This is a genomic window from Vibrio sp. R-1 (genome assembly GCF_035615595.1).
In the GTDB taxonomy this organism is placed as follows: Bacteria; Pseudomonadota; Gammaproteobacteria; order Enterobacterales; family Vibrionaceae; genus Vibrio; species Vibrio cholerae.
Genome location: NZ_WPDC01000015.1, coordinates 1 through 26,884, shown reverse-complemented (window position 1 = coordinate 26,884; position 26,884 = coordinate 1). Strand labels below are relative to the sequence as shown.

22 protein-coding genes and 1 other annotated feature are annotated in these 26,884 nt (G+C 48.0%); of the genes, 9 read left to right on the top strand and 13 right to left on the bottom strand.

Annotated features, from left to right (window positions below):
* Window positions 1–75: 75 nt before the first annotated feature.
* Window positions 76–1,560 (bottom strand): carbon starvation protein A, encoded by a 1,485-nt coding sequence (locus GOU96_RS05410; RefSeq protein WP_000964316.1) that lies wholly within the window; start codon window positions 1,558–1,560, stop codon window positions 76–78.
* Between the two features lie 252 nt (window positions 1,561–1,812).
* Between GOU96_RS05410 and GOU96_RS05405 the strand changes: the two genes are divergently transcribed.
* Window positions 1,813–2,154 (top strand): DUF2799 domain-containing protein, encoded by a 342-nt coding sequence (locus tag GOU96_RS05405; protein WP_001883835.1) that lies wholly within the window; start codon window positions 1,813–1,815, stop codon window positions 2,152–2,154.
* A gap of 42 nt (window positions 2,155–2,196) precedes the next feature.
* On the opposite strand, the gene murQ is transcribed toward GOU96_RS05405, so the two are convergent.
* Together murQ and GOU96_RS05395 are read right to left on the bottom strand one after the other, a co-directional pair.
* Window positions 2,197–3,120, bottom strand: a complete 924-nt coding sequence (gene murQ, locus GOU96_RS05400) for an N-acetylmuramic acid 6-phosphate etherase (RefSeq protein ID WP_000180252.1) — start codon at window positions 3,118–3,120, stop codon at window positions 2,197–2,199.
* Window positions 3,121–3,137: 17 nt separating this feature from the next.
* A complete protein-coding gene (locus GOU96_RS05395) occupies window positions 3,138–4,250 on the bottom strand; it encodes an anhydro-N-acetylmuramic acid kinase (protein ID WP_267781478.1) in 1,113 nt (370 codons plus the stop codon).
* A 105-nt stretch (window positions 4,251–4,355) separates the two neighbouring features.
* Here GOU96_RS05395 and nagZ point away from each other — a divergent pair, with 105 nt between their 5' ends.
* Window positions 4,356–5,348: a beta-N-acetylhexosaminidase gene (nagZ, locus tag GOU96_RS05390; RefSeq protein WP_113612687.1), complete on the top strand. Its 993-nt coding sequence runs from the start codon at window positions 4,356–4,358 to the stop codon at window positions 5,346–5,348.
* A 26-nt stretch (window positions 5,349–5,374) separates the two neighbouring features.
* On the opposite strand, the gene btsR is transcribed toward nagZ, so the two are convergent.
* Together btsR and GOU96_RS05380 are read right to left on the bottom strand one after the other, a co-directional pair.
* Window positions 5,375–6,088, bottom strand: coding sequence for a two-component system response regulator BtsR (gene btsR, locus GOU96_RS05385; protein ID WP_267781480.1), 714 nt, complete (start codon window positions 6,086–6,088; stop codon window positions 5,375–5,377).
* Between the two features lie 9 nt (window positions 6,089–6,097).
* Window positions 6,098–7,774 (bottom strand): sensor histidine kinase, encoded by a 1,677-nt coding sequence (locus tag GOU96_RS05380; protein WP_000364250.1) that lies wholly within the window; start codon window positions 7,772–7,774, stop codon window positions 6,098–6,100.
* Between the two features lie 241 nt (window positions 7,775–8,015).
* Between GOU96_RS05380 and GOU96_RS05375 the strand changes: the two genes are divergently transcribed.
* Together GOU96_RS05375 and tyrA are read left to right on the top strand one after the other, a co-directional pair.
* The gene (locus GOU96_RS05375) at window positions 8,016–9,089 is read left to right on the top strand and encodes a 3-deoxy-7-phosphoheptulonate synthase (protein ID WP_000747931.1); all 1,074 of its coding nucleotides are present in this window, start codon (window positions 8,016–8,018) and stop codon (window positions 9,087–9,089) included.
* Window positions 9,090–9,101: 12 nt separating this feature from the next.
* On the top strand, window positions 9,102–10,229 hold the full coding sequence (gene tyrA / locus GOU96_RS05370; protein ID WP_000257611.1) for a bifunctional chorismate mutase/prephenate dehydrogenase: 1,128 nt from the start codon (window positions 9,102–9,104) through the stop codon (window positions 10,227–10,229).
* Window positions 10,230–10,289: 60 nt separating this feature from the next.
* On the opposite strand, the gene GOU96_RS05365 is transcribed toward tyrA, so the two are convergent.
* Together GOU96_RS05365 and ettA are read right to left on the bottom strand one after the other, a co-directional pair.
* Complete coding sequence (locus tag GOU96_RS05365) at window positions 10,290–10,661, bottom strand: PilZ domain-containing protein (protein ID WP_000570784.1); 372 nt, start codon at window positions 10,659–10,661, stop codon at window positions 10,290–10,292.
* A gap of 170 nt (window positions 10,662–10,831) precedes the next feature.
* Window positions 10,832–12,499, bottom strand: a complete 1,668-nt coding sequence (gene ettA, locus GOU96_RS05360) for an energy-dependent translational throttle protein EttA (RefSeq protein ID WP_000852863.1) — start codon at window positions 12,497–12,499, stop codon at window positions 10,832–10,834.
* A gap of 360 nt (window positions 12,500–12,859) precedes the next feature.
* On the opposite strand from ettA, the gene sltY reads away from it, so the two are divergent.
* Together sltY and trpR are read left to right on the top strand one after the other, a co-directional pair.
* A complete protein-coding gene (sltY, locus tag GOU96_RS05355; RefSeq protein ID WP_258502468.1) occupies window positions 12,860–14,806 on the top strand; it encodes a murein transglycosylase in 1,947 nt (648 codons plus the stop codon).
* A gap of 54 nt (window positions 14,807–14,860) precedes the next feature.
* Complete coding sequence (trpR, locus tag GOU96_RS05350) at window positions 14,861–15,172, top strand: trp operon repressor (RefSeq protein WP_001961576.1); 312 nt, start codon at window positions 14,861–14,863, stop codon at window positions 15,170–15,172.
* A gap of 77 nt (window positions 15,173–15,249) precedes the next feature.
* On the opposite strand, the gene yjjX is transcribed toward trpR, so the two are convergent.
* From yjjX to GOU96_RS05320, 6 genes are all read right to left on the bottom strand, one after another.
* Window positions 15,250–15,735 carry an inosine/xanthosine triphosphatase gene (gene yjjX / locus GOU96_RS05345; RefSeq protein ID WP_001911251.1) on the bottom strand — a complete coding sequence of 162 codons (486 nt, stop codon included), beginning with the start codon at window positions 15,733–15,735 and terminating at the stop codon, window positions 15,250–15,252.
* Window positions 15,722–18,097 (bottom strand): biofilm architecture maintenance protein MbaA, encoded by a 2,376-nt coding sequence (gene mbaA / locus GOU96_RS05340; RefSeq protein WP_042988137.1) that lies wholly within the window; start codon window positions 18,095–18,097, stop codon window positions 15,722–15,724. Before mbaA ends, yjjX begins: the two co-directional genes overlap by 14 nt.
* On the bottom strand, window positions 18,081–19,121 hold the full coding sequence (locus GOU96_RS05335) for a polyamine ABC transporter substrate-binding protein (RefSeq protein ID WP_042988136.1): 1,041 nt from the start codon (window positions 19,119–19,121) through the stop codon (window positions 18,081–18,083). Before GOU96_RS05335 ends, mbaA begins: the two co-directional genes overlap by 17 nt.
* Before the next feature lie 181 nt (window positions 19,122–19,302).
* Window positions 19,303–20,478: a prephenate dehydratase gene (pheA, locus tag GOU96_RS05330; RefSeq protein WP_000130286.1), complete on the bottom strand. Its 1,176-nt coding sequence runs from the start codon at window positions 20,476–20,478 to the stop codon at window positions 19,303–19,305.
* A gap of 12 nt (window positions 20,479–20,490) precedes the next feature.
* Window positions 20,491–20,613, bottom strand: a sequence feature (Phe leader region).
* A gap of 104 nt (window positions 20,614–20,717) precedes the next feature.
* A complete protein-coding gene (gene hpf, locus GOU96_RS05325; RefSeq protein ID WP_000700176.1) occupies window positions 20,718–21,044 on the bottom strand; it encodes a ribosome hibernation-promoting factor, HPF/YfiA family in 327 nt (108 codons plus the stop codon).
* Between the two features lie 401 nt (window positions 21,045–21,445).
* Window positions 21,446–22,171, bottom strand: coding sequence for an outer membrane protein assembly factor BamD (locus GOU96_RS05320; protein WP_000877198.1), 726 nt, complete (start codon window positions 22,169–22,171; stop codon window positions 21,446–21,448).
* 154 nt (window positions 22,172–22,325) lie between these two features.
* Here GOU96_RS05320 and rluD point away from each other — a divergent pair, with 154 nt between their 5' ends.
* The 3 genes from rluD to clpB all read left to right on the top strand — a co-directional run bounded on the left by rluD (window position 22,326) and on the right by clpB (window position 26,723).
* A complete protein-coding gene (gene rluD, locus GOU96_RS05315) occupies window positions 22,326–23,300 on the top strand; it encodes a 23S rRNA pseudouridine(1911/1915/1917) synthase RluD (protein WP_000941106.1) in 975 nt (324 codons plus the stop codon).
* 2 nt (window positions 23,301–23,302) lie between these two features.
* On the top strand, window positions 23,303–24,025 hold the full coding sequence (gene pgeF, locus GOU96_RS05310; RefSeq protein ID WP_267781485.1) for a peptidoglycan editing factor PgeF: 723 nt from the start codon (window positions 23,303–23,305) through the stop codon (window positions 24,023–24,025).
* A 124-nt stretch (window positions 24,026–24,149) separates the two neighbouring features.
* Entirely contained in the window at window positions 24,150–26,723 is a 2,574-nt protein-coding gene (gene clpB, locus GOU96_RS05305; RefSeq protein WP_001235058.1) for an ATP-dependent chaperone ClpB, read from the top strand.
* The last annotated feature ends 161 nt before the right edge of the window (window positions 26,724–26,884 follow it).

Genomic DNA, 26,884 nt, shown 5'->3' with positions numbered 1-26,884 from the left:
GGAATATCGCACAAAAAAATGGCTCCCAGATTGGGAGCCATTTTCGTTTTCAATCAGGTGATTGAAGCGTTGAGATTAAGCGGTTTTCGTCACGCCTTGTGGTTTCTCCTCATCGGCAAGATCGGTTTCCCCTTTGCCTTTGGATACTTTCGCTACGTAAGCCAGAGCACCCAGAGAAGCCAGTACACCTGCAATGGTTGAAATCTGCATTGGTAAGCCAAAACCTAACGTGCTGCTGTTAAGGATGAAGCTGATACACACAGTAGTCATAAACAGCGCAGGTAGCGTACAGATCCAGTGCAGTTTGTTGTGGCGCATTAGGTAAGCGGTGGCTGTCCACAGCATCATGACTGCGGTCGCTTGGTTCGCAAAACCGAAGTAGCGCCAGATGATACCGAAATCGACTTGGGTCAACACTGCACCGATAACGAACAGAGGTACAGCCATCAGTAGGCGGTTACGCAGTGTTTTTTGCTCCATGTTGAAGTATTCAGCCAAGATCAGACGGCTTGAACGGAACGCGGTATCACCCGAAGTGATAGGCAGGATCACCACGCCAAGGAAAGCAATCACACCACCAAACACACCCAGCAGGCCGAAAGAAGCACCGTAAACCACGTTACCTGGGCCACCGTTTTTCACTGCTTCAGACAGCGCTTCCAGTGAGCCGAAGAAAGAGAGAGCAACAGTACACCAGATAAGAGCAATGATGCCTTCGCCAATCATCGCGCCGTAAAACACGAAGCGACCGTTCTTCTCATTTTCCATACAGCGTGCCATCAGCGGAGACTGAGTCGCGTGGAAGCCAGAGATAGCACCACAAGCGATGGTGATGAACAGAGCTGGCCACAGAGGCATGTCATTCGGGTTGAGGTTTTTCACCATATCGCTGATTTCAAATCCGCCCAGCACTTGGTGCTCAGAAGAGAACGCAATCGCCGTCATCAAACCAACCGACATGAAAATCAGTAGCGCACCAAACAGTGGGTAGAAACGGCCGATGATTTTATCAACAGGAACGATAGTCGCCAGAATATAGTAAGCGAAGATGATCACGACCATGGTGGTCATGCTGACGGTGAAGTCAGTTTGTTGGTTAATCAGGTTAGTGATCATGCCAGCAGGGGCTGAAACGAACACCACACCAACCAGAAGCAGCAACACAATGGCAAAAATGTTCATAAAGTGTTTTGCGCCATTGCCTAAGTAACGACCCGTGATGGATGGAACCGAAGCACCACCGTTACGGATAGAAAGCATACCTGAGAAGTAGTCGTGTACTGCACCCGCGAAGATGCAGCCAACTACGATCCACAGCATGGCGGCTGGACCGTACAGCGCACCCATGATTGGACCAAAGATAGGACCAACACCGGCGATGTTCAGTAATTGTACGAGATACACTTTTGGGGTGGACATAGGTACATAGTCGACGCCGTCCGTTTTTGTATGGGCAGGGGTTTGACGCTTTTCGTTGATGCCAAATACTTTCTCTACGAAAGCTCCGTAAATAAAGTAACCGCCAACGAGGGCTGCGACACAGGTTAGAAACCACAACATAGCGTTTGTCCTTTTGTTAATGAATTAAGCTCACTGTGGATAGTAATTTATCAATAAGCGAGCTTCACTGGCTTTCCGAGTCAGTGGTCGTGTGGTGAATTAAGCGGTGTTTTAGCTAAATAAGTGGTTTTGAATATATCCACTTCTGACTTGAAGCTACGACGTGAGCATGAAAATTGAGTAGCAGGCTATGCTATTCAATGGCATGCTCATTTCATCAACAAAATGCGTTCGTCTAACTCAAGGTAAAACATGAAAAAATGGATAGTAATGGGCTGTATTGTGCTGCTTGCCGCTTGTGCAGCGAGTGAGTCACAGTTAGTACAAGAGGGCAACTGGTATCAAATCGGTTATCAGGATGCCGTGACTGGTCATACCCAGCGCAGCTATAAAAGCTTAATGGAGCTCGGCTCAGCCAAATTGGGTGATTATGAACAAGGCTACCAAAAGGGATTAGAGCAATATTGTAACCCTGATGTGGCTTACCAAATTGGCTTGAGCGGCCAATATTATGAAGGGATTTGTGAAGGTACAGAGCAGGCGCAGCGTTTTCGTATGGAGTGGCAACGCGGTTGGAATGAGTACAATCAATAATGAGCACGAGAGCCTATAAGGCTCTCGTTTTGCTCTGGCTAATTACTCTTCGTGCTCTTCCATGGCGCGGCGTAAGAAGCCGTCCGATTGTGAGAGTTTCGCGGTCGCTTGCTCGTAGTTCATGCCGGTCAGATGCATCAAAATCGCCAGTTTCGCGTTGTTGTGGCTCTCTTTGAGTAGTGCTTCTGCTTCTTCGCGTTGGCAATCGGTCGCTTGCATGACAATTCGCACCGCTCGGGCAATCAGCTTGCGGTTGGTGGCTCGGACATCGACCATCAGATTTTGATAGCTTTTACCAAGACGGATCATGCTGGCAGTCGTGAGCATATTGAGCACCAACTTCTGCGCTGTACCGGATTTAAGTCGGGTTGAACCCGTTAACGCTTCCGGCCCAACGACCGGAGAAATGGCAATCTGGGCGATTTCGGCAATCGGAGAATCAGGGTTGCACGAGAGTGCGATGGTGGTCGCGCCTAAATCATTGGCGTACTCTAACGCGCCAATCACATAAGGTGTGCGGCCACTCGCCGCAATCCCGACTAGCACATCTTTGCTGCTAAAGTCGATTTGCTGTAAATCATGTGCGCCCAGCGTGGCGTTATCTTCCGCCCCTTCTTGTGCGGTAAACATTGCCTCTTTGCCTCCGGCAATCAGGCCAATCACCATTTGATCGCTCACTCCGAAAGTGGGTGGGCATTCTGAGGCATCCAGCACACCCAGACGACCGCTGGTACCTGCCCCTAAGTAGATCAAGCGGCCACCTTGTTTGAAGGCGGCAGTGATTTTATCAACCGCTTGGGCAATCTGCGGCAATACCGCTTCCACCGCCAGTGGCACTTGTTTGTCTTGTTGATTAAGCCGCTCGACAATCTCTTGCGACGAGAGCAAATCAATATCCATCGTATCGGGGTTACGACCTTCGGAAACCAGATGAGAAAGTGCGGCAATAAGTGCATCGTTGGTCATAAAAATTCCTGTAGCGATTAATCGGGGTAGTAAATCACGCCAAGACTCGCAAGACGTGATGCGCCCGTCACGGCGGGCAAATTACTGGGTAAACCGTGAATGCGCCTTTGTGCCAGCCAAGCGAAAGCCATGGCTTCCATATTATCGCCATCCACGCCCATTTGGGTGGTCGGGGCAACTTGCCAGCTTGGCAGCAAGGCTTGTAAGCGTTCCATGAGTAAAGGATTTTGCGCACCGCCGCCACACACTAAAAGCTGTGGTTGTGGCCCTTCGGCGAATGGTGCGACTTGCTCAACAATGGTTTGCGCGGTGAATTCACACAAGGTGCGTTGCACATCGGTGGCATCAACCGAAAACGTGGCGAGCTGCGTTTCTAACCAAGGCAGATTAAACAGCTCGCGGCCTGTGCTTTTGGGTGCTGGCAGAGCAAAGTAATGGTCTTGTTTTAAATGGCTAAGTAATGCGGCATTCACGCTGCCTTGTTTGGCCCACAGGGCATCTTTATCGTAAGGCTGGTTACGTTCCTTTTGGCACCAGCTGTCCATCAGCATATTACCGGGGCCTGTGTCATAGCCCACCACTCCACCGTTGGGCTTGAGCACCGAAATATTGGCAATCCCCCCGATATTGAGCACGACCACGGTCGATTGCTCAGCATGAAAAATCGTGCGATGAAACGCGGGAACTAACGGTGCGCCTTGCCCACCGAGCGCAACATCTTTGCGCCGAAAATCGGCGACAGTCGTAATGCCTGTGCGCGCCGCGATAATGTTGGCATCGCCAATTTGCATGGTAAAAGGTTTGGTGCCGGTAGGCTGATGGAACACGGTTTGTCCATGACAGCCGATCGCACGAATGTGCTCGGCACGATAGCCACTGTGCTGCAAAAGTGCCAGCACAGCATCACTGAACAGATGACCCAGATCGTGCTCCAATTCACCCATCGCAATCAAGGTGGTTGGCTGGCCGATGCAGACATTGAGCAGCCGCTGCTTGAGGTCGGCAGGCATAGGGTAGTCGTGGTGAGCCAGCAGTTCGATGTTATCGTCTTGCAGTGCCACTAAAGCGGTATCCACACCATCCAAACTGGTTCCCGACATCACACCGATATAGAGTTCGCGTTCTGCCATTTGGTTATCCCTCTGTCATATTCAAACAAAGGCATTGTAATTGAAAAATAAACTGAATAACCTCGTGGCTTGTGACAATTTTGCCAATTTTTTCAAGGAGCAAGCATGGGACCGCTTTGGTTGGATGTGGCCGGTTACGAACTGAGTGCCGAAGATCGCGAAATTCTGCAGCACCCAACGGTGGGTGGTGTGATTCTGTTTGGTCGCAACTATCACGATAACCAGCAATTGCTGGCGCTTAATAAAGCGATCCGTCAAGCGGCGAAAAGACCGATTTTGATTGGTGTCGATCAAGAAGGTGGCCGCGTGCAGCGTTTCCGTGAAGGCTTTTCTCGCATTCCCCCTGCGCAGTATTACGCGCGTGCTGAGAATGGCGTTGAGCTTGCTGAGCAGGGCGGTTGGTTGATGGCGGCAGAGCTGATTGCACACGATGTCGATTTAAGTTTTGCGCCTGTACTTGATATGGGCTTTGCGTGTAAAGCGATTGGCAACCGTGCTTTTGGTAAAGATGTTCAAACTGTACTTAAGCACAGCAGTGCTTTTCTGCGCGGCATGAAAGCCGTCGGTATGGCGACCACAGGCAAACATTTTCCCGGTCATGGCGCGGTGATTGCCGATTCCCATTTAGAAACCCCTTACGATGAGCGGGAGACGATTGCGCAAGACATGGCGATTTTCCGTGCACAAATTGAGGCAGGAGTGCTGGATGCTATGATGCCAGCACATGTGGTGTATCCGCATTACGATGCTCAACCTGCGAGCGGTTCGAGCTACTGGTTAAAGCAAGTGTTACGTGAAGAACTCGGCTTTAAAGGCATCGTGTTCTCTGATGATTTGAGCATGGAAGGCGCAGCCGTGATGGGCGGGCCAGTTGAGCGATCTCATCAAGCCTTGGTCGCGGGGTGTGACATGATTTTGATGTGTAACAAGCGTGAGGCGGCGGTCGAAGTGCTGGATCACCTACCGATCATGGAAGTGCCTCAAGCCACAGCACTGCTGAAAAAACAGCAATTCAGCTACAGTGAACTGAAGCGTGCAGAGCGTTGGCAGCAAGCGTCAGCCAATATGCAGCGCTTAATCGAGCAGTTCTCCGAATAGTTTTCCTCATCGAAGTAGAGCTGGGATCAGTAAAATCCCAGCATCTCTTTCAGTTCTTTAAGATAACGGCGGCTGACCGGAACCTTATGGCCTGCATGAGTGATCATCTCCGCCAGCCCGTTTTCTAACAGTTTAATTTCGCGAATCGCTTTCAAATTCACCAAGTACTGGCGATGGCAGCGCACTAACGCGGTTTTCTCTTCCAACACCTTCAAGGTCAATTGACTGGTCGCTTTTTGCTGCGCAGTCTGCACATTGACGCCACTGATGTTACTGTAGGCAAATTCCACTTCATTAATCGGCAGTAGCACAATTCGGTTTAAACCCGTGCAAGGGATCTGATCTAAGCTGGGTTGCGTCAGTGGTGAGTAGTCACTTTTCTTATGTTGGCGCAGCAAACGCTGCACGGTTTTGGCTAAACGTTCGGTATCCACGGGTTTGAGTAGGTAATCAAACGCATTGTCTTCAAACGCTTGCAGCGCATATTGATCGTAGGCGGTAACAAACACCACATCAGGCATGGTCTCTGGGTCAAGCATACTTAGCAGCTCAATGCCCGAAATTTGCGGCATCTGAATATCCAAAAACACCACATCTGGCTTGAGCTGATTGATTTTTTTCAACCCTTCAATTGCATTGCTGGCTTGGCCGATGACCTCAATCTGGCCACTTTCCGCTAAGAGTTCCGCGAGCTCTTCACGGGCAAAGCGTTCATCGTCAATGAGTAGTGCAGATAACATGTTAATCCCTTAGTAAGTGCCTTGCTGTGGAATGACAAAGCTCATTCGCGTGTATTCTTGTGGCGCGACCTCAATCTGTAGCCCTGACTTAAGACCAAATTTGTTGGTGAGGCGCTTTTCAACAATTTGCATCCCTAAACCATCATAATCTTCACTCGGAGGTTGATAGAGCCCGGCGTTGTCTTCCACCACGACGCGCATTCCCCCTTCAACCATTTCACTGTAAATGCGCACTTTGCCAGCTTCGAGTAGGTTAGAGGTGCCGTGTTTGATGGCATTTTCCACCAAAGGCTGCAAAGTGAAACTGGGGACATTACGTTCTAGCAGGGCATCATCAATCGCAATTTCCACATCGAGCCTGTCACTAAAGCGCGCTTTTTCAATAGTGAGGTAAGCGTTCACGTGGGCAAGCTCTTCACGCAAAGTGACGGTTTCGACGTTTTGTTTGAGGTTGCTGCGGAAAAATTGCGACAGATGCAAAATCAGCTCGCGAGCTTTATCTGGCTCGCGGCGGATCACCGCACTGATGGTGTTGAGTGCGTTAAACAGAAAATGCGGATTAACCTGCGCTTGCAGCAGTTTGATTTCCGCCCGCGAGAGCAGGATTTGTTTTTGCTGATATTCGCCATACAGAATTTGACTGGATAGCAGTTGGGCGATGCCCTGTGCCATTGACATATTGATGGTGGAAAACAGCTTACGTTTCGGTTCGTAGAGTTTGATGGTGCCGATCACCCGATCGCCTGCTCGCAACGGAATGATTAACGCAGACCCCAGTTTGCAGGTCGGAGACAAAGAACATTGATAAGGATGCTCTTTGCCATCGAGATAGATGATGGCGTTGCGATTAATCGCATCGAGCGTGCTCTGCGAGCTGATCGGTGTATTCGGTTTATGGTGATCATCGCCAATCCCGACAAAGGCGAGGATTTTTTCGCGATCGGTGATCGAGACCGCGCCGACATTGGTCTGTTCATACACGATTCGGGCAATTTTGTTGGCATTTTCTGGGTTAAAACCGGCAGCAAGGATACCAACAGAACGCTCGGCAATATTCAGAGCGCGGCGAGAAAACGTCGCGGAATACTCTTCAAAAATGGTTTTGCGATCGAGCAGGATGCTCATAAACAGTGCGGCACCGACTGAGTTAGCAATGATCATTGGCGCGGCGATGGTGGAAACCAGCGCATAAGACTGTTCAAACGGTTTCGCCACGACCAAGATGATCAACATCTGCACAATTTCGGCAAATAAGGTGACCGCAAAGACAATACTTGGGCTAAACAGTAATTTCCCTTTGCCTTTGCGCAGCAAATAGGTGTGTAGCAAGCCGCCAATTAAACCTTCAGCGGTGGTGGAAATCGCGCAGGCGAGATCGGTAAATCCCCCTAAGGTATAGCGGTGTAAGCCTCCGGTGAGGCCAACCGCAAAACCAATCACAGGTCCACCAAACAGACCACCCATTACAGCGCCGATGGCACGCGTATTGGCAATCGCATCATTGATCTGCAGGCCAAAGTAGGTGCCCATAATGCAAAACAGCGAAAACAGAACATAAACACTGATTTTGTGGTCAAACCGACCAGAAATGTTAAGTAAAGGAATGAAGATCGGCGTTTTACTCAACATATAGGCGAGAACAAGGTAAACACACATCTGTTGCAGTAATGAGAGGATGAGATCCATAACCTGTCCATCGTCTGAGCGGAAAAACGGCTTATTTTAAGATACTCAAAGCGAACAAAACACGCTTTATTCCCCAGTTTGTGTGCCAAGTGTCATTAAATGAGTGGTGTAATTTTTAGTTTACATTAAATGTTGGTTTAAATTTACACTTGCATTGTTTTTAAAGCCTGTTAACGTGTTTTCTGTTTAAGTTTCCAGCTCACCTTGTTGGGTGTGTAAATAATAAATTACAGGTGATGAGATGAAAAAAAGTGAATTGAGTGATGTGAATATCAGTGATGAACAGATATTGATCACCCCAGATGCCTTAAAAGCCAAGATTCCACTCAGTGACAAGGCGCGTAAGTTTATTCGTGAGTCACGTCAGACGGTGGCGGACATTATCCACAAACGCGATCCTCGCTTGCTGATCGTCTGTGGTCCTTGCTCAATTCATGATGTGGATGCGGCGAAAGAGTACGCCAAAAAACTCAAAGCACTCTCGGCGCAGCTGAGCGACCAGCTCTACATCGTAATGCGCGTGTACTTTGAAAAACCGCGTACTACGGTCGGTTGGAAAGGGCTGATTAACGATCCGCATCTTGATGGCAGTTTTGATATCGAACACGGCCTGCATGTTGGGCGTCAACTCTTGGTCGATTTGGCCGAAATGGAAATTCCACTGGCAACCGAAGCGTTGGACCCGATTAGCCCGCAATACTTGGCGGATACTTTTAGTTGGGCGGCGATTGGTGCGCGCACCACGGAATCACAAACTCACCGCGAGATGGCAAGTGGCCTTTCCATGCCAATCGGCTTTAAAAATGGCACGGATGGTAACTTGGCAACGGCGATTAATGCCATGCAGGCCGCCTCCTCCAGTCACCGCTTTATGGGAATTAACCGTGAAGGACAAGTGGCACTGCTCACTACACAAGGCAACCCGAATGGGCATGTGATTTTGCGTGGTGGCAAACAGACCAACTACGATTCGGTTTCTGTCGCAGAATGTGAAGAAGAGATGCAAAAAGCGCGTTTGGAACCCTCTTTGATGGTGGATTGCAGCCATGCGAACTCACGTAAAGACTACCGTCGTCAGCCATTGGTGGCAGAAGATGTGATTCACCAAATTCGTGAAGGCAATCGCTCGATCATTGGCCTGATGATTGAAAGCCATCTCAATGAAGGAAATCAGTCTTCGGATCTGCCTCGTGAAAAAATGCAATACGGAGTCTCGATCACTGACGGCTGTATAAATTGGTCAACGACTGAGGCATTATTACGTCGTGCGCATCAGGAACTTATTCCCTTTTTGCACAATCGTTTGCAAGGATAACAAGGATAGAACATGGCCGTAGAGTTGAATCAGTTACGCGACCAAATCGATGAAGTCGATAAGAAGATGGTGGAGCTACTGGCCCGCCGTCTGGCATTGGTGGAGCAGGTCGGGCAAGTGAAAAGTCGATATGGGTTACCGATTTATGCCCCCGATCGTGAAGCGGCAATGCTCGCTTCACGTCGAGCGGAAGCGGAAAGCAAAGGTGTTCCGCCCCAACTGATTGAAGATATTTTGCGCCGAACCATGCGTGAATCCTACGCCAGTGAAAAGGACTCCGGCTTTAAATGCCTCAATCCTGAGTTACGTTCCGTGGTGATCATTGGTGGTAACGGTCAGCTTGGGCGACTATTTGGCCGTATGTTTAAACTCTCTGGCTATCAAGTCAAAGTGCTGGGTAGCCAAGATTGGGACAAAGCGGATGAACTGCTCAGTGATGCAGGCTTAGTGGTAGTCACGGTACCTATCCATTTGACGCTCGGTGTTATCGAAAAGCTGCGCCAGTTACCGGATGATTGCATTTTGTGCGATCTCACCTCAATCAAAGCCAAGCCGCTTGCCGCCATGCTACAAGTGCACAAAGGTCCAGTGGTTGGGCTGCACCCTATGTTTGGTCCAGACGTTCCCAGCTTGGCGAAGCAGGTGATTGTTTACTGTGATGGTCGAGGCAATAAACACTACCAATGGCTCTTGCAACAGTTTGCTATTTGGGGCGCAAGCTTGTGTCAGATTGATGCGACTGAACATGATCGTGGTATGACACTTATTCAAGCTCTGCGCCACTTCACTTCCTTTGCTTATGGCTTGCATCTGACCAAAGAGAACCCGAACTTGGCACAACTGCTGAAACTCAGTTCACCGATTTACCGTTTAGAGCTTGCTATGGTCGGACGGCTATTTGGGCAAGATCCCCATCTGTACGGCGATATTATTCTCTCATCACCAGAAAATATTGAGATGATCCAGCGTTTTCATCGCTGCTTAAGCGAGGCGGTTGAGTTGGTGAGCGCGGGCGATAAGGCGAGTTTTGTGGCTCAATTTGAACGAGTTAGCCAGTGGTTTGGTGATTATTCACAGCAGTTTATGCATGAGAGCCAAAACTTGCTCAAACAAGCGAATGATGCGATCCACAGAGGTTAATGCACCATTCGCCTCTCACCGTCACTGTCAATAACATCCCAAGTCGATTTGGGCTTGGGATTACTCATGCAGTCCTAAATCAGAAAGATGCTCTAAGTCTCGGTGCAGTAAGCTGTCATCGCCCACATTCAACTCTACTAAGCGACGTAAGTGCGCAATGCTTTCAATATCAATATGGCTGATCGCCATTCGAATGATCCGCTCTTGGATGCTGATGACTTTTGCGCTGAGGGATATGGTTACATCGCTTTCTGGTAGGCTAAAAACCACATCCACTAAGGCGTGAGTATCTAAATCCGGCTCATCTTCTGACCAGAGCAGCAAACCGTGCAGCGATAGATCCTGAATGCAAGTCGACAGTTGTTTATCGCCTTGGCTTAGGGTGGCTGGCGCTTGATACAGGATGCGTGAAAAGCGACGTTTTTCGATCATGGCGTTCTCTCTGACAAAGACGACGTATAGATAGGACAAGCATAGCAAAGGGTACATTAAATCACCGGATGTATGCTGAAATAAGCTTACTCAATCACAAACTCGGTTTCTGTGGAGCAAAAGAAAAGGCCGCATGGCGACCTTTTCTGAGTGTGATACTCGACGATATTTTACTTGGTAATGCGCTTGTACTTAATACGGTGAGGCTCTGCTGCTTGTGCGCCCAGAGTCTGCTTCAGCCACTCCATGTACTCGGTGTAGTTACCTTCGTAGAAGTTCACTTTACCTTCATCACGGTAATCTAGGATGTGGGTGGCAATACGGTCTAGGAACCAACGGTCATGCGAGATCACCATAGCACAGCCCGGGAATTCTAGTAGCGCTTCTTCCAGAGCACGCAGGGTTTCGACGTCCAGATCGTTGGTAGGTTCGTCGAGTAACAGCACGTTGCCGCCCGCTTTAAGCAGTTTGGCCAAGTGGACACGGTTACGCTCACCACCAGACAGCTCGCCAATCACTTTTTGCTGATCAACGCCTTTGAAGTTAAAGCGTGAACAGTAAGCACGAGCAGGGATTTCGAAGTTGTTGATGCGAATGATATCCGCACCTTCAGAAATCTCTTGGAATACGGTGTGCTTGTCGTTCATGCTGTCACGGAACTGATCCACCGAGGCCAGTTTCACGGTATCACCCAGCTCGATCGTGCCTGAATCCGGCTTTTCTACACCGCTCAGCATTTTGAATAGGGTTGATTTACCCGCACCGTTCGGGCCGATGATGCCGACAATCGCGCCTTTTGGCATGCTGAAAGAAAGATCATCAATCAGAACACGACCATCGAATGATTTGGTGAGGTTTTTCACTTCAATCACTTTGTCACCTAGGCGCTCACCGGGCGGGATGAACAGCTCGTTGGTTTCGTTACGTTTTTGGTGCTCAGTATTTTGCAGCTCTTCAAAACGTGCCATACGAGCTTTCGATTTAGCCTGACGACCTTTTGGATTCTGACGAACCCATTCCAGCTCTTTCTCAATGGTTTTTTGGCGCGCTTTCTCTTGAGACGCTTCTTGCTTCAGACGAGCATCTTTTTGCTCTAGCCATGAAGTGTAGTTACCTTGCCATGGAATACCTTCACCACGGTCAAGTTCCAGAATCCAGCCTGCCGCGTTATCGAGGAAGTAACGGTCGTGGGTAATCGCGACCACAGTCCCTGCGTAATCGACCAAGAAACGCTCCAGCCAAGCTACCGATTCGGCATCCAAGTGGTTGGTGGGTTCGTCGAGCAGCAGCATGTCTGGATTTTCCAGCAGTAGACGACAGATCGCCACACGACGACGCTCACCACCAGAGAGGAATTTCACTTGCGCATCCCACTCTGGTAGGCGCAGTGCATCGGCGGCACGCTCTAGAGCATTATCTAGGTTGTGGCCATTTTTCGCTTGGATCAGCGCTTCCAGTTCACCCTGTTCTTTAGCCAGAGCATCAAAGTCTGCATCAGGCTCAGCGTACGCGGCATAAACTTCATCAAGACGCTTAAGCGCGTAAGCCACATCCGCAACGGCTTCTTCGACAACTTCACGTACGGTTTTACTCTCATCCAACTTAGGCTCTTGGGGCAGATAACCCACTTTCAAACCGGGTTGTGGACGAGCTTCACCGTCGATGTCTTTGTCAATGCCTGCCATGATACGCAGCAGGGTCGATTTACCCGCACCGTTAAGGCCCAGAACACCAATTTTGGCACCCGGGAAGAAACTCAAGGAGATATCTTTCAGAATTTGACGCTTGGGTGGCACAATCTTGCTCACCCGAGACATGGTATATACGTATTCAGCCATTGCCGATCGTTCCTAATCTTTCAAACGGAATAAAGTCGCCATTCTATACCAAAGCAAGACTTTTTGTTACTAGAGCACCCGCATTTCAGCCAGTGTAAAAAATTCTTAATCGCTTTCTTATCTAATGAGAGTGGAGCGCGAACTCTTTGCACTCAGCCAATACAATTACCCTGATTCACCAAGGTGTTAATGATGAATAAGTCGATTAATATGCAAAGATTTTATTTCATCGTTCGCGATAGTGGGAAATTCAATAAAATGTTGCATTATTTGCGTTAAGTTTACTTCACTTGCCTTTACATTTATGGCGAGATTACGCGTAATAATTTGTTATCACACTGATTTTAAGGATGAGATCTCATGACGCGCCTGACGGTATTTAAGCCGCGTAGCCTTGTTTCGATCTTGATGTTCACCACGGTATGGGCAGTGGGCTCAGCGAGCGCCAGTACTTTGGATTTGGAAGCGCAGAGAGCTCAATATGATAAAGCGCAGCGTTGGTTGGACGAAAAGAATGTCGCTCAATACCAACGTATTCGTAAGCAGATCGATAGCTATCCCTTAACCCCTTATCTCGATTATCGCGCTTTTCTTATCGATCTCGGCAGTAAGCCGCCGATCGCAGTACGCAATTTTATCGATAGTCATAAAGAGTACCCTTTTTCAGCTCGGATCGCCGCACCCTATTTAGACGCTTTAGCGCGCAACAAAAAATGGTCGGCATTGCTGCAATTTCAAACTCAACTGCCCAATGGCGAAACTTACCAATGCCATTACTACAACGCCAAACTGCAAACCGGAAAGCGTAATGAGGCGTTTGAAGGTGCGAAAAAGCTGTGGCTTAACGGTGCCAGTATCGCCGATGCTTGTGATCCGTTATTTGCCGAGTGGGATCGCGTTGGGGGCTTGAGTGACGATTGGGTTTTAAAACGGGCTTTACTCGCTTTTGAAGGCCGTAACCGTAACCTCATCGTCTATCTACAGAAGAAGCTGGATGGCAAAAAATCACAAGCGAAAGCGCAAGGCATGCTTGAGCTATTTGATAAACCTGAGCGAGTGTTAGCTTACAGCCGTAAAGCATCGCAAGATCCGATTAATCAAAAGTTAGCAGAGTTGGCGTTACAAAAGTGGGCAAGATCAGAGCCTCAAGAAGCACAAGCTGTCTTCAATGATGTCGCGAAAGCCCAAGGCTGGAATCAAGAGCAGAAAGGGCGAGTAGCTCGTTTTATTGCAATCCGTTTGATGGATACTGAAGAGGCTGCGATTGCTAAATGGCGTGATGAGGTGACTCGCACTAGCCAAGATGTGCGTTTGATTGAAGCGCGTATTCGACTAGCACTGCGTGAGAATGATTGGCGTGGTTTGAGTCAATGGATTGCGGTGTTACCAGAGCAAGAGCGTAAAACTCTGCGTTGGCAATATTGGCAAGGTCGCAGTGAAATCGCGCTGGGTAAGAAAAAAGAAGGTACCGAGCGCTTAAAAGCTTTGCTTGGACAACGCAGTTTTTACAGCGTAGCGGCAGCCAAAATTTTGCAGCAGTCGGTCAATTATCCGACCAGTACAGTAACGCTGGATATGAAGCAGATTAAAGCTCATAAAAAAGCGCTGGCCAGAATTGATGAACTGATTGCCTTGGATAAAGTGTCGGCGGCAAAAAGTGAATGGCGTTGGTTGCTTGATCGAGTTTCTCAGAAAGAAAAAGAGATGTTGGCAGCGTATGCCGCAGATTCAGGTTGGTATCAGATGACTATTGCGGCGACCATTTCCGCCAGCCTCTGGGATAACAATCAACTGCGTTTTCCTGTCGTACATCAGAACTTGTTTACCTTGCATGGTCGAAAAAATGGTGTAGATCCGATCACATTAATGTCTTTAGCCAGACAAGAAAGTGCGCTTAACCCAGATGCGCAATCACCCGTTGGCGCACGGGGCTTAATGCAGATTATGCCGGATACTGCGCGCTACACGGCAAGGAAATACCAATTGAGCTACTCCAATCCTGACGAACTCTATCAAGTGGGTAAGAATATTGAGATCGGTAGCCGTTATCTCAGCAGTTTGCTTGAGCGTTATGACCAGAACCGAATCTTGGCTTTTGCTGCCTACAATGCAGGACCAAGTCGGGTCGATAGTTGGTTGAAACGTAGCCAAGGTAAGCTGGATGCGTATGGCTTTATTGAGGCAATCCCCTTTGCTGAAACCCGCGGTTATGTGCAGAACATTTTGATGTTTGAAACCTACTATCGGGATTTGATGGGCGTGCAAGGCCGCTTCTTGAATGAGCATGAGTTAAATACAAAGTATTGATTCCTCAACTTGCTGCACTACAATAAGCCGGTGTATCACTTAACGAGTACAACTATGGTACAGCAACCTTCTTTTAGTGAGTGGCAGCAAGTGTTGGATCTGGTTAAGCAAGCCGTGCAGCAAGAGCAGCACGAAATGCTACTGACCATGTTGATGACGCCGGATGAGCGTGAAGCATTAGTAGCTCGAGTGAATATTGTGCATGAGCTGCTGCAAGGCGATCTCTCTCAGCGCCAAATAAGCCAAATGCTTGGGGTTGGGATTGCAACTATCACGCGTGGTTCGAATGAGCTCAAGTCTCGGAGTGAGGATGAGAAAGCGGCATTAGCTCAACTGCTTATGCCGCCTCCATCGTCAGAAGCCTAATGACATCACTGGCTAAGCCGAGTGTTTACTGAGGAATTCGATGAGTTGAAGCGAATCAGCGCTTCAACTGATACTCACTAAGCTGACGGATAATGTTCTGGATTAATAAAGGGGATCAGAGCGAGAATTAAGGCCTGATGATAAACCGTGCTGCGGGTGAGATGGTGGCGGGTTAAAAGGCCAATGGCTCCGCCTTTTTGTTTAATATTCTCAGTTCCAAATACTTCATCCATCACATCGCCGAGCTCTTTAGCTTGGCGTAAACGCTCTAATACCAGCGGTGGCAACATCAAACAGGCACTGCGTGATTCTCCGCGTTGCTGGTCTGATTCCACAATCATCCACGCAAAGGTTTTGTTCTCTTCGATGCCCGCTTCCAATCCGACATAATACTCTGCGCCAGGGTGGCGCTGTTTGGCATTTCGGACTCGGTTGAGGGCTCCTTGCTTGGTTTCCTCGTCACTCATGGGCTGATCGGCGACTTCGCTCGGTACTGATACGCCAATAAATTCCCATTCTTGATCTGGAAATACGGTGCTAAAGGCACTTCTAACGGCATTCACTTTGGCTGGGTTCTGTGAAGCAATAATGATCTTGCGCATAACTCTTCTTTTTATGATTGGAGGCATGAAGCCATGGGGAGATCTCGCTTAGGCTCATTGGATAACCAAAGTAGAAGCCTTGCATGTAATCGCACTCATAATCGGCCAACCATTGATGCATAGTTTCACTCTCAATGCCTTCAGCGGTCACTTTCATGGATTGAGAGTGGCAGAGATCAATTAGTGGACGAATAACATTTTGTTTGTTGGTGGCGATGAGTGTATCCAAAAAATGGCGATCAAACTTAATCTTTTGTACTGGATACTGCACCAACTGAGTAATAGAGGTATAGCCTGAGCCAAAATCATCAATCGTTAACCCATAGCCAAGACGCGAGAGTTCGTGCAGCAATGGGAAGCTTTGCGAATCTGCGGCAAACGTTTCGGTGATTTCAAAATCGATCCATGCGGGAGAGACGCCAAACTGCTCAGCCTGTCGATGGATAAATTGAGCTAATTTCAGCGAATTGAGTTCAGCCGAAGAGAGGTTGATCGACACTTGGATCGGCTCTTTCACTATGGCTTGTAGAGTTGATATCTCTTGAAAAGCTTTTGAAATGACCCAGCGGTCGATCGTGCCAAACAATCCAGTTTGCTCTGCAATTGGAATGAACTCTTCCGGCGACACTTCACCGAGCAATTCAGATTGCCAGCGCAGCAATACTTCGAAGCCCACTAAGCGTTTCCCTGAGCAAGTAAAGTAAGGTTGATAAGCCAAATTGAACTCTTGATCAAATAACCCTAAGCGCAGTGCTCGTTCAATATTATTGCGCCGCTGTACTATTTGATCTAACGCCTGCGAATAGTAAGCGACTTGGTTTTTGCCCGCATTTTTCGCTTGATACATGGCGGTATCGGCATTGAGCAGCAATTTCTCAATGTGTTCGCCATCTTTAGGGAAGGTTGCAATACCAATGCTGGCAGTAATGGGAAAATGGCTAAGTGGTGAGTTGTCTTTATTTTGGATCGGTGCCAACAAGCGTTGAGCAAAGATCTTCGCACAATCATTAAACCGTTTGGGGGAGACGAGCAAAATAGCAAACTCATCACCAGATAAACGGGCCGCAATACTGTAGGTGTTATGGCTGACCTCAAAATTTTTACATAACTGGCGAACGTGGGTCGCGAAGCTGACCAGTAGGGAATCACCGATTTGGTGACCATACTTATCATTAACGTACTTGAAATTATCTAAGTCGATATACATGACCCAGATATGCTGAGTATCGTAACAACGTGATAGCAGCAGATCGGCTTGAACTTGAAATTGATAGCGGTTAGCCAGCTTGGTGAGGTGATCGTTTTCCGCAAGTGCTTTCGTGCGTTGATAGGTTGAATGAAGTTCGCTGTACATGGCGTAAAAACGCGAGGAAAGCCGCCCAATTTCATCGTCAGTATTGAGTTTTTCAATGTTCTTACGTTGGTTGTTTTCCACCTCTTCAAGCTGTTTATCCAAATGCAGGATCGGATTGATCACATGGCGATAGAGAAGGAGCAGTAGCATGAGTACCGTCACCAGTGCCGAAACGCCAAAAGAGAGTAAAAGTTCGCGCTGAATGGAGTGAAGCTGGGCGTTAATCAGTTTCGGTGCTGGGTCGAGTATGGCGTAAAAGCCCGGTTGTAATTCAACCGATTGCAACAAGGCCGTGCGGTAGCTCGGAGGTGAATGTGTAAAAAATATCGGGCTCTGGTTATCAAATTCAATTTTTTTGCGCAGTTGGCTGAACTGCTCAAGCACCACATACACCACCACAAAAAACACGTCTTGGCGGTTATAACTGAGCGGCGTTGAGAGTGTCTGAGTATCCAACATATCGTAGCGAACCAAAATATCTTCACCCGCTGAGTTGACGGTGTAGCTGATATCAGAGTTTTTTTGTGTGGATGCAAAACGCTGTTTGATGTACGCCATCACCTTAGGGTCAAGCTCGGCAAATGGATCGGAGCTATTTTCCGCATAATAAAGCAGCTCTTCATGGCCATTGAGGATCGATAACGATACGAGCTGTTTTTCATTCGGCTGCAAAATTTGCAGGGTTTCACGTAAGTTATCCACCAGTTCTAGTTCGCGGTAAGGATTTTTTTCTAAAGAGAAGTAGTGGCGGATGATGTCACTTTTGGCCAGCGTGAAGGCATAACTGCTGACGAGCGACTGAGCTTGTCGATAGTGGCTGGCTAACTTTTCAATATTCAACTGCAGGTAACTGTCGGTTCTTTTTAGCAGCGCATTTTTCTGACTGGTATAAATGATGTAGCTTGATGCGGCTGCACTGAGCAGGATCACCGGTGCAATCAGTAACAGAATTCTATGGTTTAGCTTCATATTGGTAAGTCACACTGCTGATGATTTTGGCACGCAGACTGAGGTTTTTCGCCGAGAGTTCGCTGTCGATTATTCCCTCCGCCAATCGCTGCTCTGGGAGATAAATCGAGAGATCTTCTCGGTGCTCTACAGGGAGCAAAGCGCGTGCTTTGTAGTTTGGGCTTGCAGCTCGAATATATTCGGCATTGATTGCGGCAATGTCAGGTTTCATCAAGAAATCCAAAAAAGCTTTGGCCTGCACTGTGTTGGGAGAAACGCTATTTACGGCCATACAATCAACCCACAAATAAGGGCGTCCTTCTGGAACGCTAAAGTCCCAGTCTTGAGTATTGAAGAAGCGGTTCAGTGAATAGTGATCGCCACTGTAAGAGACCGCCATATGTAGATTGTCGGTTTGTGGGTGGCTGCGTACATAGCTCAATACATACTCATAGGTCAGGATATGGGGATTGGCGGCGTCTAAGAGACGATACGCTTGTCTTAGTATTTCGATAGAATCGGTAATGGGAGAGGCGTTGAGCATGTACAGTGCAGGCAGTAGTGTTTCGACACTGTCTTTAAGCATACCCACTCGTCCACGATGCGCCGGAGCGATATCGACGACCTCACTCCACTGCGTTGGAGGTTTATCAAACAAGCTTTTGCGATAGGCAATGCCGACTGAGCCCCAGAAATAAGGTACCGCATGGGTGCCACAAGCTTGTAGCCACATAGGGTCATTATTCGCACGATTAGGAAGGGCGGTCAGATCCTCAAAAACATTTTGCCTTGAGAAAATGAATGCGGAGACGTTATCCAACACCATGATGTCAAAGGGCAGTTGTACGCTTTTGAGCATTAATAAACTGCGTTCATCATCATTATCGAAATGGTAGAGATTAACGGAGACGCCGGTTTTTTTATGCCATGCCTCAACTACGCTTGGTGCAATCGTATCTTCCCAAAGGTAGACATTCAGTTCCAAAGCGCTGGCTTGATAACAGACAGTATTCAATACCATCAGCGACAGAAAGCGTTTGATCATTTGTGAATACGATACCCATTCGTTACAAAAATTGGTCACGATCCGACAAATAACCTAATAGCGTAAAAGCCAATATTTTGGCTACGCTGACAGCCTGGATCACCTAACTCTATGTATAATTTGGTCGCATTATAATCAGAGCGGGTGAAGCTGTCAGCTTAAAAGGTTCAATTTATTGACGCTAAATGAATTTCACCTGAGTGGGTTTGACGTTTTCACTGGGGTAGCAGCCAAGCACTTTAAGGTGTCGAGTCAGTTGAGTGAGTTCTGCCAACGCTTGCTGCATCTCATCGGAGTCAATGTGCGCTTCTAAATCTACGTAGAACATTTCTTCCCACGGATTACCCATAATCGGACGCGATTCCAGCTTAGTCATATTAATGCCGTAACGTTGCAGCACGAGTAAGGTCGAAACCAGCGAGCCAGCCTCTTGTGAAGTTGACATAATCAAGGTGGTTTTGGCTGGAATTTGTGGTGAAACGTCGACGGGTTTACGAGCCACCACGATAAAGCGAGTATGGTTTTCGGTTTGGTTGGCAATATTACCTTGAATCGGTTGCAGTCCGTACAGCTTGCCGCTGGCTGAGTTGCCAATCGCTGCTACATCTGCACGATTGAGCTCTTGCACTTTTTTCATGGCATCTGCAGTACTGGCGCAACTTTCTAACTTGACCCCTTTTAAGCGGCTAAGAAATTCGCTGCACTGCTGGTGAGGTTGTGGATGGGAATAGAGGACTTTCAGCTCCTCCAAACGAATCTCTTGCGTGGCCACCAAGCAATGCTCTATTGGCTGCGTTAACTCACCCACTATGTACAGTGTGGTGTGCTGCAGCAAATCGTAAACTTCGTTGATGGAGCCTGAGCTGGTGTTTTCAATCGGTAGCACACCATAATCCGCGTGGCCGGATTCCACGGTTCTTGCCACCTCTTTAAAATGGTCGCAGTTGAGCTCAATCAGCTCTGTATTTTTGCGGCTGAAATACTCGCGAGTCGCCAGATGTGAATAAGAGCCTTTAGCGCCTAAAAAGGCGACTCTAGCCAATGGTTTACGACTTTGTGGATTCGCAAGGTTTTGCAGATAGGATTGCTGAAGCAAAACCGAATCTTCAATGATGGTGTGGAAAATTTTGGTGATGTATTGAGGATCGAGCTGATATTTCTCTTTGCCAGCATTGATGAGTTTTACCAGTAGCTGCTGTTCACGAGCCGGATCACGTACAGGTTTCGCGGTTTCGACTTTGCTTTTGGCGACCTCAATACTCATTTTGCGTCGTTCTGACAGCAGGTTTAGCAGTTGATCGTCGAGTTCGTTTAGCCGTAAGCGAATATCGTCGAGTGAGTATTGTTTGTCTGTCATAAAGTTATCCTTATAAAAAAAGCCCCCTTAAGAGGAGGCTTTCTGTTCGTTTTTGACTTGTCTTTGAACAACGAGCGAGCCTCCAAACATTATTGGAGAAAAAAGAAGTCAAAAAAGTACAGGAAATGAGGTGTCATCAATGCATATTTATCCAAGTAAGTCACCACACAATAAGCAAGCCCCTAGAGAGCGTCAAGCAAAAAAATAGCGCCCTAAGGCGCTATCTCCCATCATTCTATTTATTCCACTTCTTCGCTCAGTTCCGTTTTATCCGCTCGGCGAGCTTCTGGTTTGTGGCGTAGTTTATTCAATTGTCGTTCGAGTTTTTGCTCTACCTCGTTAATGGCGGCATACAAATCTTCGTGAATTGCAGAAGCGACTAACTGACCGCGTGGAATGCTAACGACTGCTTCAAATTTTTTCTGTTTGTTGGGCTCTTCGCTGAAGCTGGCTTGGCAGCCAATAATGTCGACTTGCCATTTTTCTAATTTTTTGAGTTTACCCTCGATATGATTGCGGATTGCAGAGGTGACTTCGATGTTTTTACCAGTGATGTTGATTTTCATAATGCTTTTTCCTCTGTGTCATCCCTTATGGGTTGAGTTCAGATTAGCGTGCTATCGCGGAAATAATGTGATCTGTATCACTTTGTATTGAGGGTTTTTCTTGATGTGAAATAAACGTGATCTATCGCAAAGCTTGTGCTGAAGAGGTAAAGAAAAAGCTTGTTATCTCTTATAAAACCGCTAGATTCAGGTAAGTAGAGACTAAAAATTTCCGATTTTTTAGCGCTTTGTTTCGACCTAAAAAAGCTTAATGGATAAAATGTCACCACATTGCTTTTGTGATAAAAGTCACTTTGGTGATGGGGCGTCTAAGAGAAACATCGCTACGCCAAATCAATAACAAATCAAAACAAAAAGAGCCACAATTGCTGTGGCTCTTTTTGTTGGTGAGTTCTAGCGCCTTATAAAGGGTTAAGCTGCATTAACTGCTTAGTTCGCTCTATCGCGTCGGTTAAACCAAGCTGCTGATAAGCCTCGAGTTGGATTTCTAAGGATTTACGTGCCGCTTCGGTATCTGGATAGGTTTTTTGTAACTCTTGAGTGCGATTAATCGCTGCAATCCATGCTTCACGGCGCAGGTAGAAATCTGCTGTCGCTAAATCGTATTCCGCTAAACGGTTCTTGAGCGCAAACATTCGACGCTGCGCATCTTCTGCGTATGGGCTGTTTGGGTAACGCTGGAGCAGTTTCTTAAAATCCGCAAAGGCTGCTTTCACGGGTTCAGGATCGCGGTCACGGCGATCGATATTAAACAAGTCATGCATGAAGTTGCGATCTTGCGCCATGTGCGTCAAACCGCGCATGTAGAGTACCCAATCCATTTTTTCATGGGTTGGATTAAGGCGTGTAAAACGTTCGATGGTCGCGAGGCCAAGGGCCAGATCATCATTTTTGTAGTAGGCATAAATCAGATCGAGCTGTACTTGCTCTGAATAAGCACCAAATGGATAGCGTGAATCGAGCGCCTCTAGTTTTTCGATAGCGGTTAACCACGTTCCGCTTTGTAGAGCGGTTTGCGCTTCAGAGTACAGCTGTGATGGCGGTACATCTGGCACCACATCTGGGCTGCTAGAGCAACCAAATAACAGGGATAACGCGAGTAGGCCTGATAAAGTCTGGTATTTCATGTCAGGGTGGAGTTCCTTGCAAATCTTGCTTTTCAATAGGTGCGTAAACCGCGCGCAAATCGTTTCGTTACTTTCTTGGCAGTAACAGATACAATGTCGGCGTATTTTTCCATACTAGTGACTATTAGTCTCACGGTTTTTTAAAAAGTTCGATATGGCTCATCAGATTGAATTAACTCAAACAGTAAAAGATAGCCAGCTTGGTCAACGTCTTGATCAAGCTGTGGCTGAATTATTTACCGACTTTTCCCGCTCACGTTTAAAAGAGTGGTTGTTGGAAGGCAAGATTGCCGTGAATGGTGATGTCATCACCAAACCGCGTACCAAAGTGATGGGTGGCGAGGTGATTACCGTTCAGGCAGAACTGGAAGACGAACAGCGCTGGGAAGCGCAGGATTTGCCACTGAACATTGTGTATGAAGATGACGACATTATCGTTATTAACAAACCGCGTGACTTTGTGGTTCACCCCGGTGCCGGTCAGGCGGATAAAACCGTCCTTAACGCATTGCTGTTCCATTATCCGCCGATTGCTGAAGTGCCACGTGCAGGCATCGTCCATCGTCTCGATAAAGACACGACGGGTTTGATGGTGGTCGCGAAAACGGTTCCCGCGCAAACACGCTTGGTACGTGCACTACAAAAGCGCGACGTGACTCGTGAGTACGAAGCGATTGTGATTGGCACAATGACCGCGGGGGGCATGATTGATAAGCCGATTGGCCGTCACTCGACCAAACGTACTTTAATGTCGGTCTCCCCGATGGGCAAACATGCCGTGACCCATTATCGTGTGGCTGAGCATTTCCGTGAACATACGCGTTTGCGTCTGCGTTTGGAAACGGGGCGTACCCACCAAATTCGTGTGCACATGGCTTATTTGCAACACCCACTCTTGGGTGATACGGCTTATGGTGGTCGTGCACGCATTCCGAAAGGTGCGACGGAAGAGCTGACGGAAATGATTCGTGACTTCGATCGCCAAGCACTGCACGCGGTGATGTTGAAATTTGAGCATCCGGTTACGGGGGAAGAGCTCGAATTCCATGCACCAGTGCCTGATGATATGGTTGAGATGACGCTTGCACTGCGTGAAGACGCGAAGCTAAACCGCACTGAAGAGTATTAATCATGATTCTCCCCAACTGGAATGCACCCAAACAAGTCAAAGCGTTTAGTTCGACTCGCCACGGTGGTTTTTCGCAAGGCGTTTATCAAGGGTTAAACCTTGGTATGCATGTTGGGGACGATCCTATACTTGTACTGCGTAATCGGCAATCGTTGGTGGCAACGTCAGCGATGCCAAGCTCACCCATTTGGCTAAACCAGACCCATTCCACAGTAGTTCTCGATGTTGATGCTCCGACTGAACAAGTGTTGGATGCCGATGGCCTTATCACTTCAACGCCGAATGTGGTGTGCTCGGCAATGACGGCGGATTGCCTGCCGGTATTAATGACCAATCGTACTGGCACCCAAGTCGCGGCTGTACATGCCGGTTGGCGTGGTTTGGTCAATGGTATTGTTGAACAAACAGCGGCAAGAATGTCTGGCGATGTCATGGTGTGGCTTGGCCCTGCGATTGGCGCGCAGGCGTTTGAAGTGGGGGAAGATGTTTTCGCCGCTTTTGTTGCTCACCATCCTCAAGCCGAATACGCTTTCACTCCTCGTGCACAACAAGGGAAATGGCTGGCGGATATGAGCCAATTAGTCAAACTGCGTTTGCAAGAACTTGGGATTGAACAAGTCTTTGATAGTGGCTTGTGCACTTATCAGGATGCTGAGCGTTTTTATTCCTACCGCCGCGATGGAGTAACAGGGCGCCAAGCCGCTTTTATTTGGCTTGAAGAGTAAGCCTTCATCCATACCCATATCAAACAACAAGAAAGTTTCCTCAACTTCCCTTGAAAATCTGGTTCGTGATAACCATCTTTCCTAACGTATTCAATTTATCTCAGATGAGGTTAGGAAGGTTGGTATGCGTCTTGACAGATTTACGAGCAAATTTCAGATCGCGATTTCCGATGCCCAGTCATTAGCGCTCGGCCGTGATCATCAATATATCGAACCTGTGCACCTGATGGTGGCTCTGCTGGATCAAAACGGCAGCCCGATCCGCCCATTACTCACCATGCTTAATGTGGATGTGATGCAACTGCGCTCCAAACTTGGCGAAATGCTCGATCGTTTACCCAAAGTCAGTGGTATTGGTGGTGATGTACAGCTCTCTTCGGCGCTTGGCTCGCTGTTTAATCTGTGTGATAAGGTTGCGCAAAAGCGTCAAGATGCCTACATCTCCTCTGAAATTTATCTCCTCGCTGCTTTGGAAGATAAAGGTCCACTTGGCACCTTGCTCAAAGAATTTGGGCTGACCGAGAAAAAAGTCTCTGATGCAATTGAAAAAATTCGTGGAGGCCAGAAGGTCAATGACCCGAATGCGGAAGAGCTGCGTCAAGCGTTGGAAAAATTCACCATCGATCTCACTGAGCGCGCTGAGCAGGGCAAACTCGATCCTGTGATCGGTCGTGATGATGAAATTCGCCGCACCATTCAAGTGCTGCAGCGTCGTACCAAAAACAACCCAGTGATCATCGGTGAACCCGGTGTGGGTAAAACTGCGATTGTGGAAGGCTTGGCGCAGCGCATCATTAATAATGAAGTACCAGAAGGCCTGCGTGGACGCCGCGTATTGTCTTTAGATATGGGCGCGCTGGTGGCTGGGGCGAAATACCGCGGCGAATTTGAAGAGCGCTTGAAATCAGTACTCAATGAGCTAGCGAAAGAAGAAGGCAATATCATCCTCTTCATTGATGAGCTGCACACCATGGTTGGTGCGGGGAAAGGCGAAGGCTCGATGGATGCCGGCAACATGCTCAAACCCGCTTTGGCGCGTGGAGAATTGCACTGTGTCGGCGCAACCACTCTAGATGAGTACCGCCAATACATCGAAAAAGATCCAGCGTTAGAGCGCCGCTTCCAAAAAGTGTTGGTGGATGAGCCCACGGTGGAAGATACCATCGCCATCTTGCGTGGATTGAAAGAGCGTTATGAGCTGCATCACCATGTCGAAATCACTGATCCGGCGATTGTGGCGGCAGCGAGCCTATCGCATCGCTATATTTCCGATCGCCAGTTGCCTGATAAAGCGATCGATTTGATCGATGAAGCGGCTTCAAGCATTCGGATGCAGATTGACTCCAAACCAGAAGCTCTGGATAAGCTTGAACGCAAAATCATCCAACTGAAAATCGAGCAGCAAGCGCTCTCTAATGAGCACGATGAAGCCAGTGAAAAACGCTTGGCGATCTTAAATGAAGAGCTGCAAGAGAAAGAGCGTGATTACGCGGAGTTGGAAGAAGTGTGGAAAGCTGAAAAGGCGGCACTCTCCGGCACGCAACATATTAAAGCGGCACTTGAACAAGCGCGGATGGATCTAGAAGTCGCTCGCCGTGCGGGGGATTTGAACCGCATGTCAGAGCTGCAATATGGTCGCATTCCAGAGCTAGAAAAGCAGCTTGATCTGGCTGCGCAAGCCGAAATGCAGGAAATGACTCTGCTACGTAATAAAGTGACGGATGCAGAAATTGCCGAAGTGCTTTCAAAACAGACTGGCATTCCAGTATCAAAAATGCTCGAAGCCGAGAAAGAAAAGTTGCTGCGCATGGAAGAAGTGCTGCATAAACGCGTGATTGGTCAAAAAGAAGCGGTGGAAGTGGTCGCGAATGCGATTCGCCGCAGTCGCGCAGGGCTTTCTGATCCAAATCGTCCGATTGGCTCCTTCTTATTCTTGGGGCCAACAGGGGTCGGTAAAACCGAGCTGTGTAAAACTTTGGCTAACTTCCTGTTTGACAGTGAAGATGCCATGGTACGTGTGGATATGTCGGAATTTATGGAGAAACACTCGGTTGCTCGTTTAGTCGGTGCGCCTCCAGGTTATGTCGGCTATGAAGAAGGTGGCTACTTAACGGAAGCTGTACGGCGTAAACCTTACTCGGTGATTTTGCTCGATGAAGTGGAAAAGGCGCACCCGGATGTCTTCAATATTCTGCTGCAAGTCTTGGATGATGGTCGCTTGACGGACGGGCAAGGGCGCACGGTCGATTTTCGAAATACCGTGGTGATCATGACCTCCAACTTGGGTTCAAGCCGTATCCAAGAAAATTTTGCAAGGTTGGATTATCAAGGTATCAAAGAACAAGTGATGGACGTAGTCAGCAAACACTTCCGTCCTGAGTTCTTGAACCGAGTGGATGAAAGTGTGGTATTCCATCCATTAGGACAAGAGCATATTAAGTCGATCGCCTCTATTCAGTTGGCCCGCCTACGTCAACGTTTGGCAGAGCGAGATTACCAACTAGAGGTTGATGATGAGGCGCTGGATCTGATTGCTCATGTCGGCTTCGATCCGGTTTACGGTGCTCGTCCACTGAAACGCGCGATTCAGCAAAATGTGGAAAACCCACTGGCCAAATCGATTCTGGCTGGTAAGTTCCTGCCAGGTTCACCTATTTTACTATCGGTAAAAGACGGGAATATTTTCGCAAGCCAGTAGCAGATACCTTATCTATCATAAGCAAAAGAGCCACTCAAAGTGGCTCTTTTGCTTGTTAATTGAACGATGAAGTACGTTTTTTAGTAGTTTTGCTGTTAATTTGTTCTCTTGAGCTAATAAAGCATAGAAAAAGCATTTTATTGCTTGCCAGAACACAAAAC

Coding starts and splice junctions, on each gene's coding strand:
- nagZ (WP_113612687.1), top strand. CDS start 4,356: ATGGGACCGCTTTGGTTGGATGTGGCCGGTTACGAACTGAGTGCCGAA.
- GOU96_RS05365 (WP_000570784.1), bottom strand. CDS start 10,661: ATGATCGAAAAACGTCGCTTTTCACGCATCCTGTATCAAGCGCCAGCC.
- GOU96_RS05405 (WP_001883835.1), top strand. CDS start 1,813: ATGAAAAAATGGATAGTAATGGGCTGTATTGTGCTGCTTGCCGCTTGT.
- ettA (WP_000852863.1), bottom strand. CDS start 12,499: ATGGCTGAATACGTATATACCATGTCTCGGGTGAGCAAGATTGTGCCA.
- clpB (WP_001235058.1), top strand. CDS start 24,150: ATGCGTCTTGACAGATTTACGAGCAAATTTCAGATCGCGATTTCCGAT.
- mbaA (WP_042988137.1), bottom strand. CDS start 18,097: ATGAAGCTAAACCATAGAATTCTGTTACTGATTGCACCGGTGATCCTG.
- GOU96_RS05380 (WP_000364250.1), bottom strand. CDS start 7,774: ATGGATCTCATCCTCTCATTACTGCAACAGATGTGTGTTTACCTTGTT.
- rluD (WP_000941106.1), top strand. CDS start 22,326: ATGGCTCATCAGATTGAATTAACTCAAACAGTAAAAGATAGCCAGCTT.
- btsR (WP_267781480.1), bottom strand. CDS start 6,088: ATGTTATCTGCACTACTCATTGACGATGAACGCTTTGCCCGTGAAGAG.
- sltY (WP_258502468.1), top strand. CDS start 12,860: ATGACGCGCCTGACGGTATTTAAGCCGCGTAGCCTTGTTTCGATCTTG.
- GOU96_RS05395 (WP_267781478.1), bottom strand. CDS start 4,250: ATGGCAGAACGCGAACTCTATATCGGTGTGATGTCGGGAACCAGTTTG.
- GOU96_RS05375 (WP_000747931.1), top strand. CDS start 8,016: ATGAAAAAAAGTGAATTGAGTGATGTGAATATCAGTGATGAACAGATA.
- pheA (WP_000130286.1), bottom strand. CDS start 20,478: ATGACAGACAAACAATACTCACTCGACGATATTCGCTTACGGCTAAAC.
- GOU96_RS05335 (WP_042988136.1), bottom strand. CDS start 19,121: ATGATCAAACGCTTTCTGTCGCTGATGGTATTGAATACTGTCTGTTAT.
- trpR (WP_001961576.1), top strand. CDS start 14,861: ATGGTACAGCAACCTTCTTTTAGTGAGTGGCAGCAAGTGTTGGATCTG.
- GOU96_RS05410 (WP_000964316.1), bottom strand. CDS start 1,560: ATGTTGTGGTTTCTAACCTGTGTCGCAGCCCTCGTTGGCGGTTACTTT.
- hpf (WP_000700176.1), bottom strand. CDS start 21,044: ATGAAAATCAACATCACTGGTAAAAACATCGAAGTCACCTCTGCAATC.
- GOU96_RS05320 (WP_000877198.1), bottom strand. CDS start 22,171: ATGAAATACCAGACTTTATCAGGCCTACTCGCGTTATCCCTGTTATTT.
- tyrA (WP_000257611.1), top strand. CDS start 9,102: ATGGCCGTAGAGTTGAATCAGTTACGCGACCAAATCGATGAAGTCGAT.
- murQ (WP_000180252.1), bottom strand. CDS start 3,120: ATGACCAACGATGCACTTATTGCCGCACTTTCTCATCTGGTTTCCGAA.
- pgeF (WP_267781485.1), top strand. CDS start 23,303: ATGATTCTCCCCAACTGGAATGCACCCAAACAAGTCAAAGCGTTTAGT.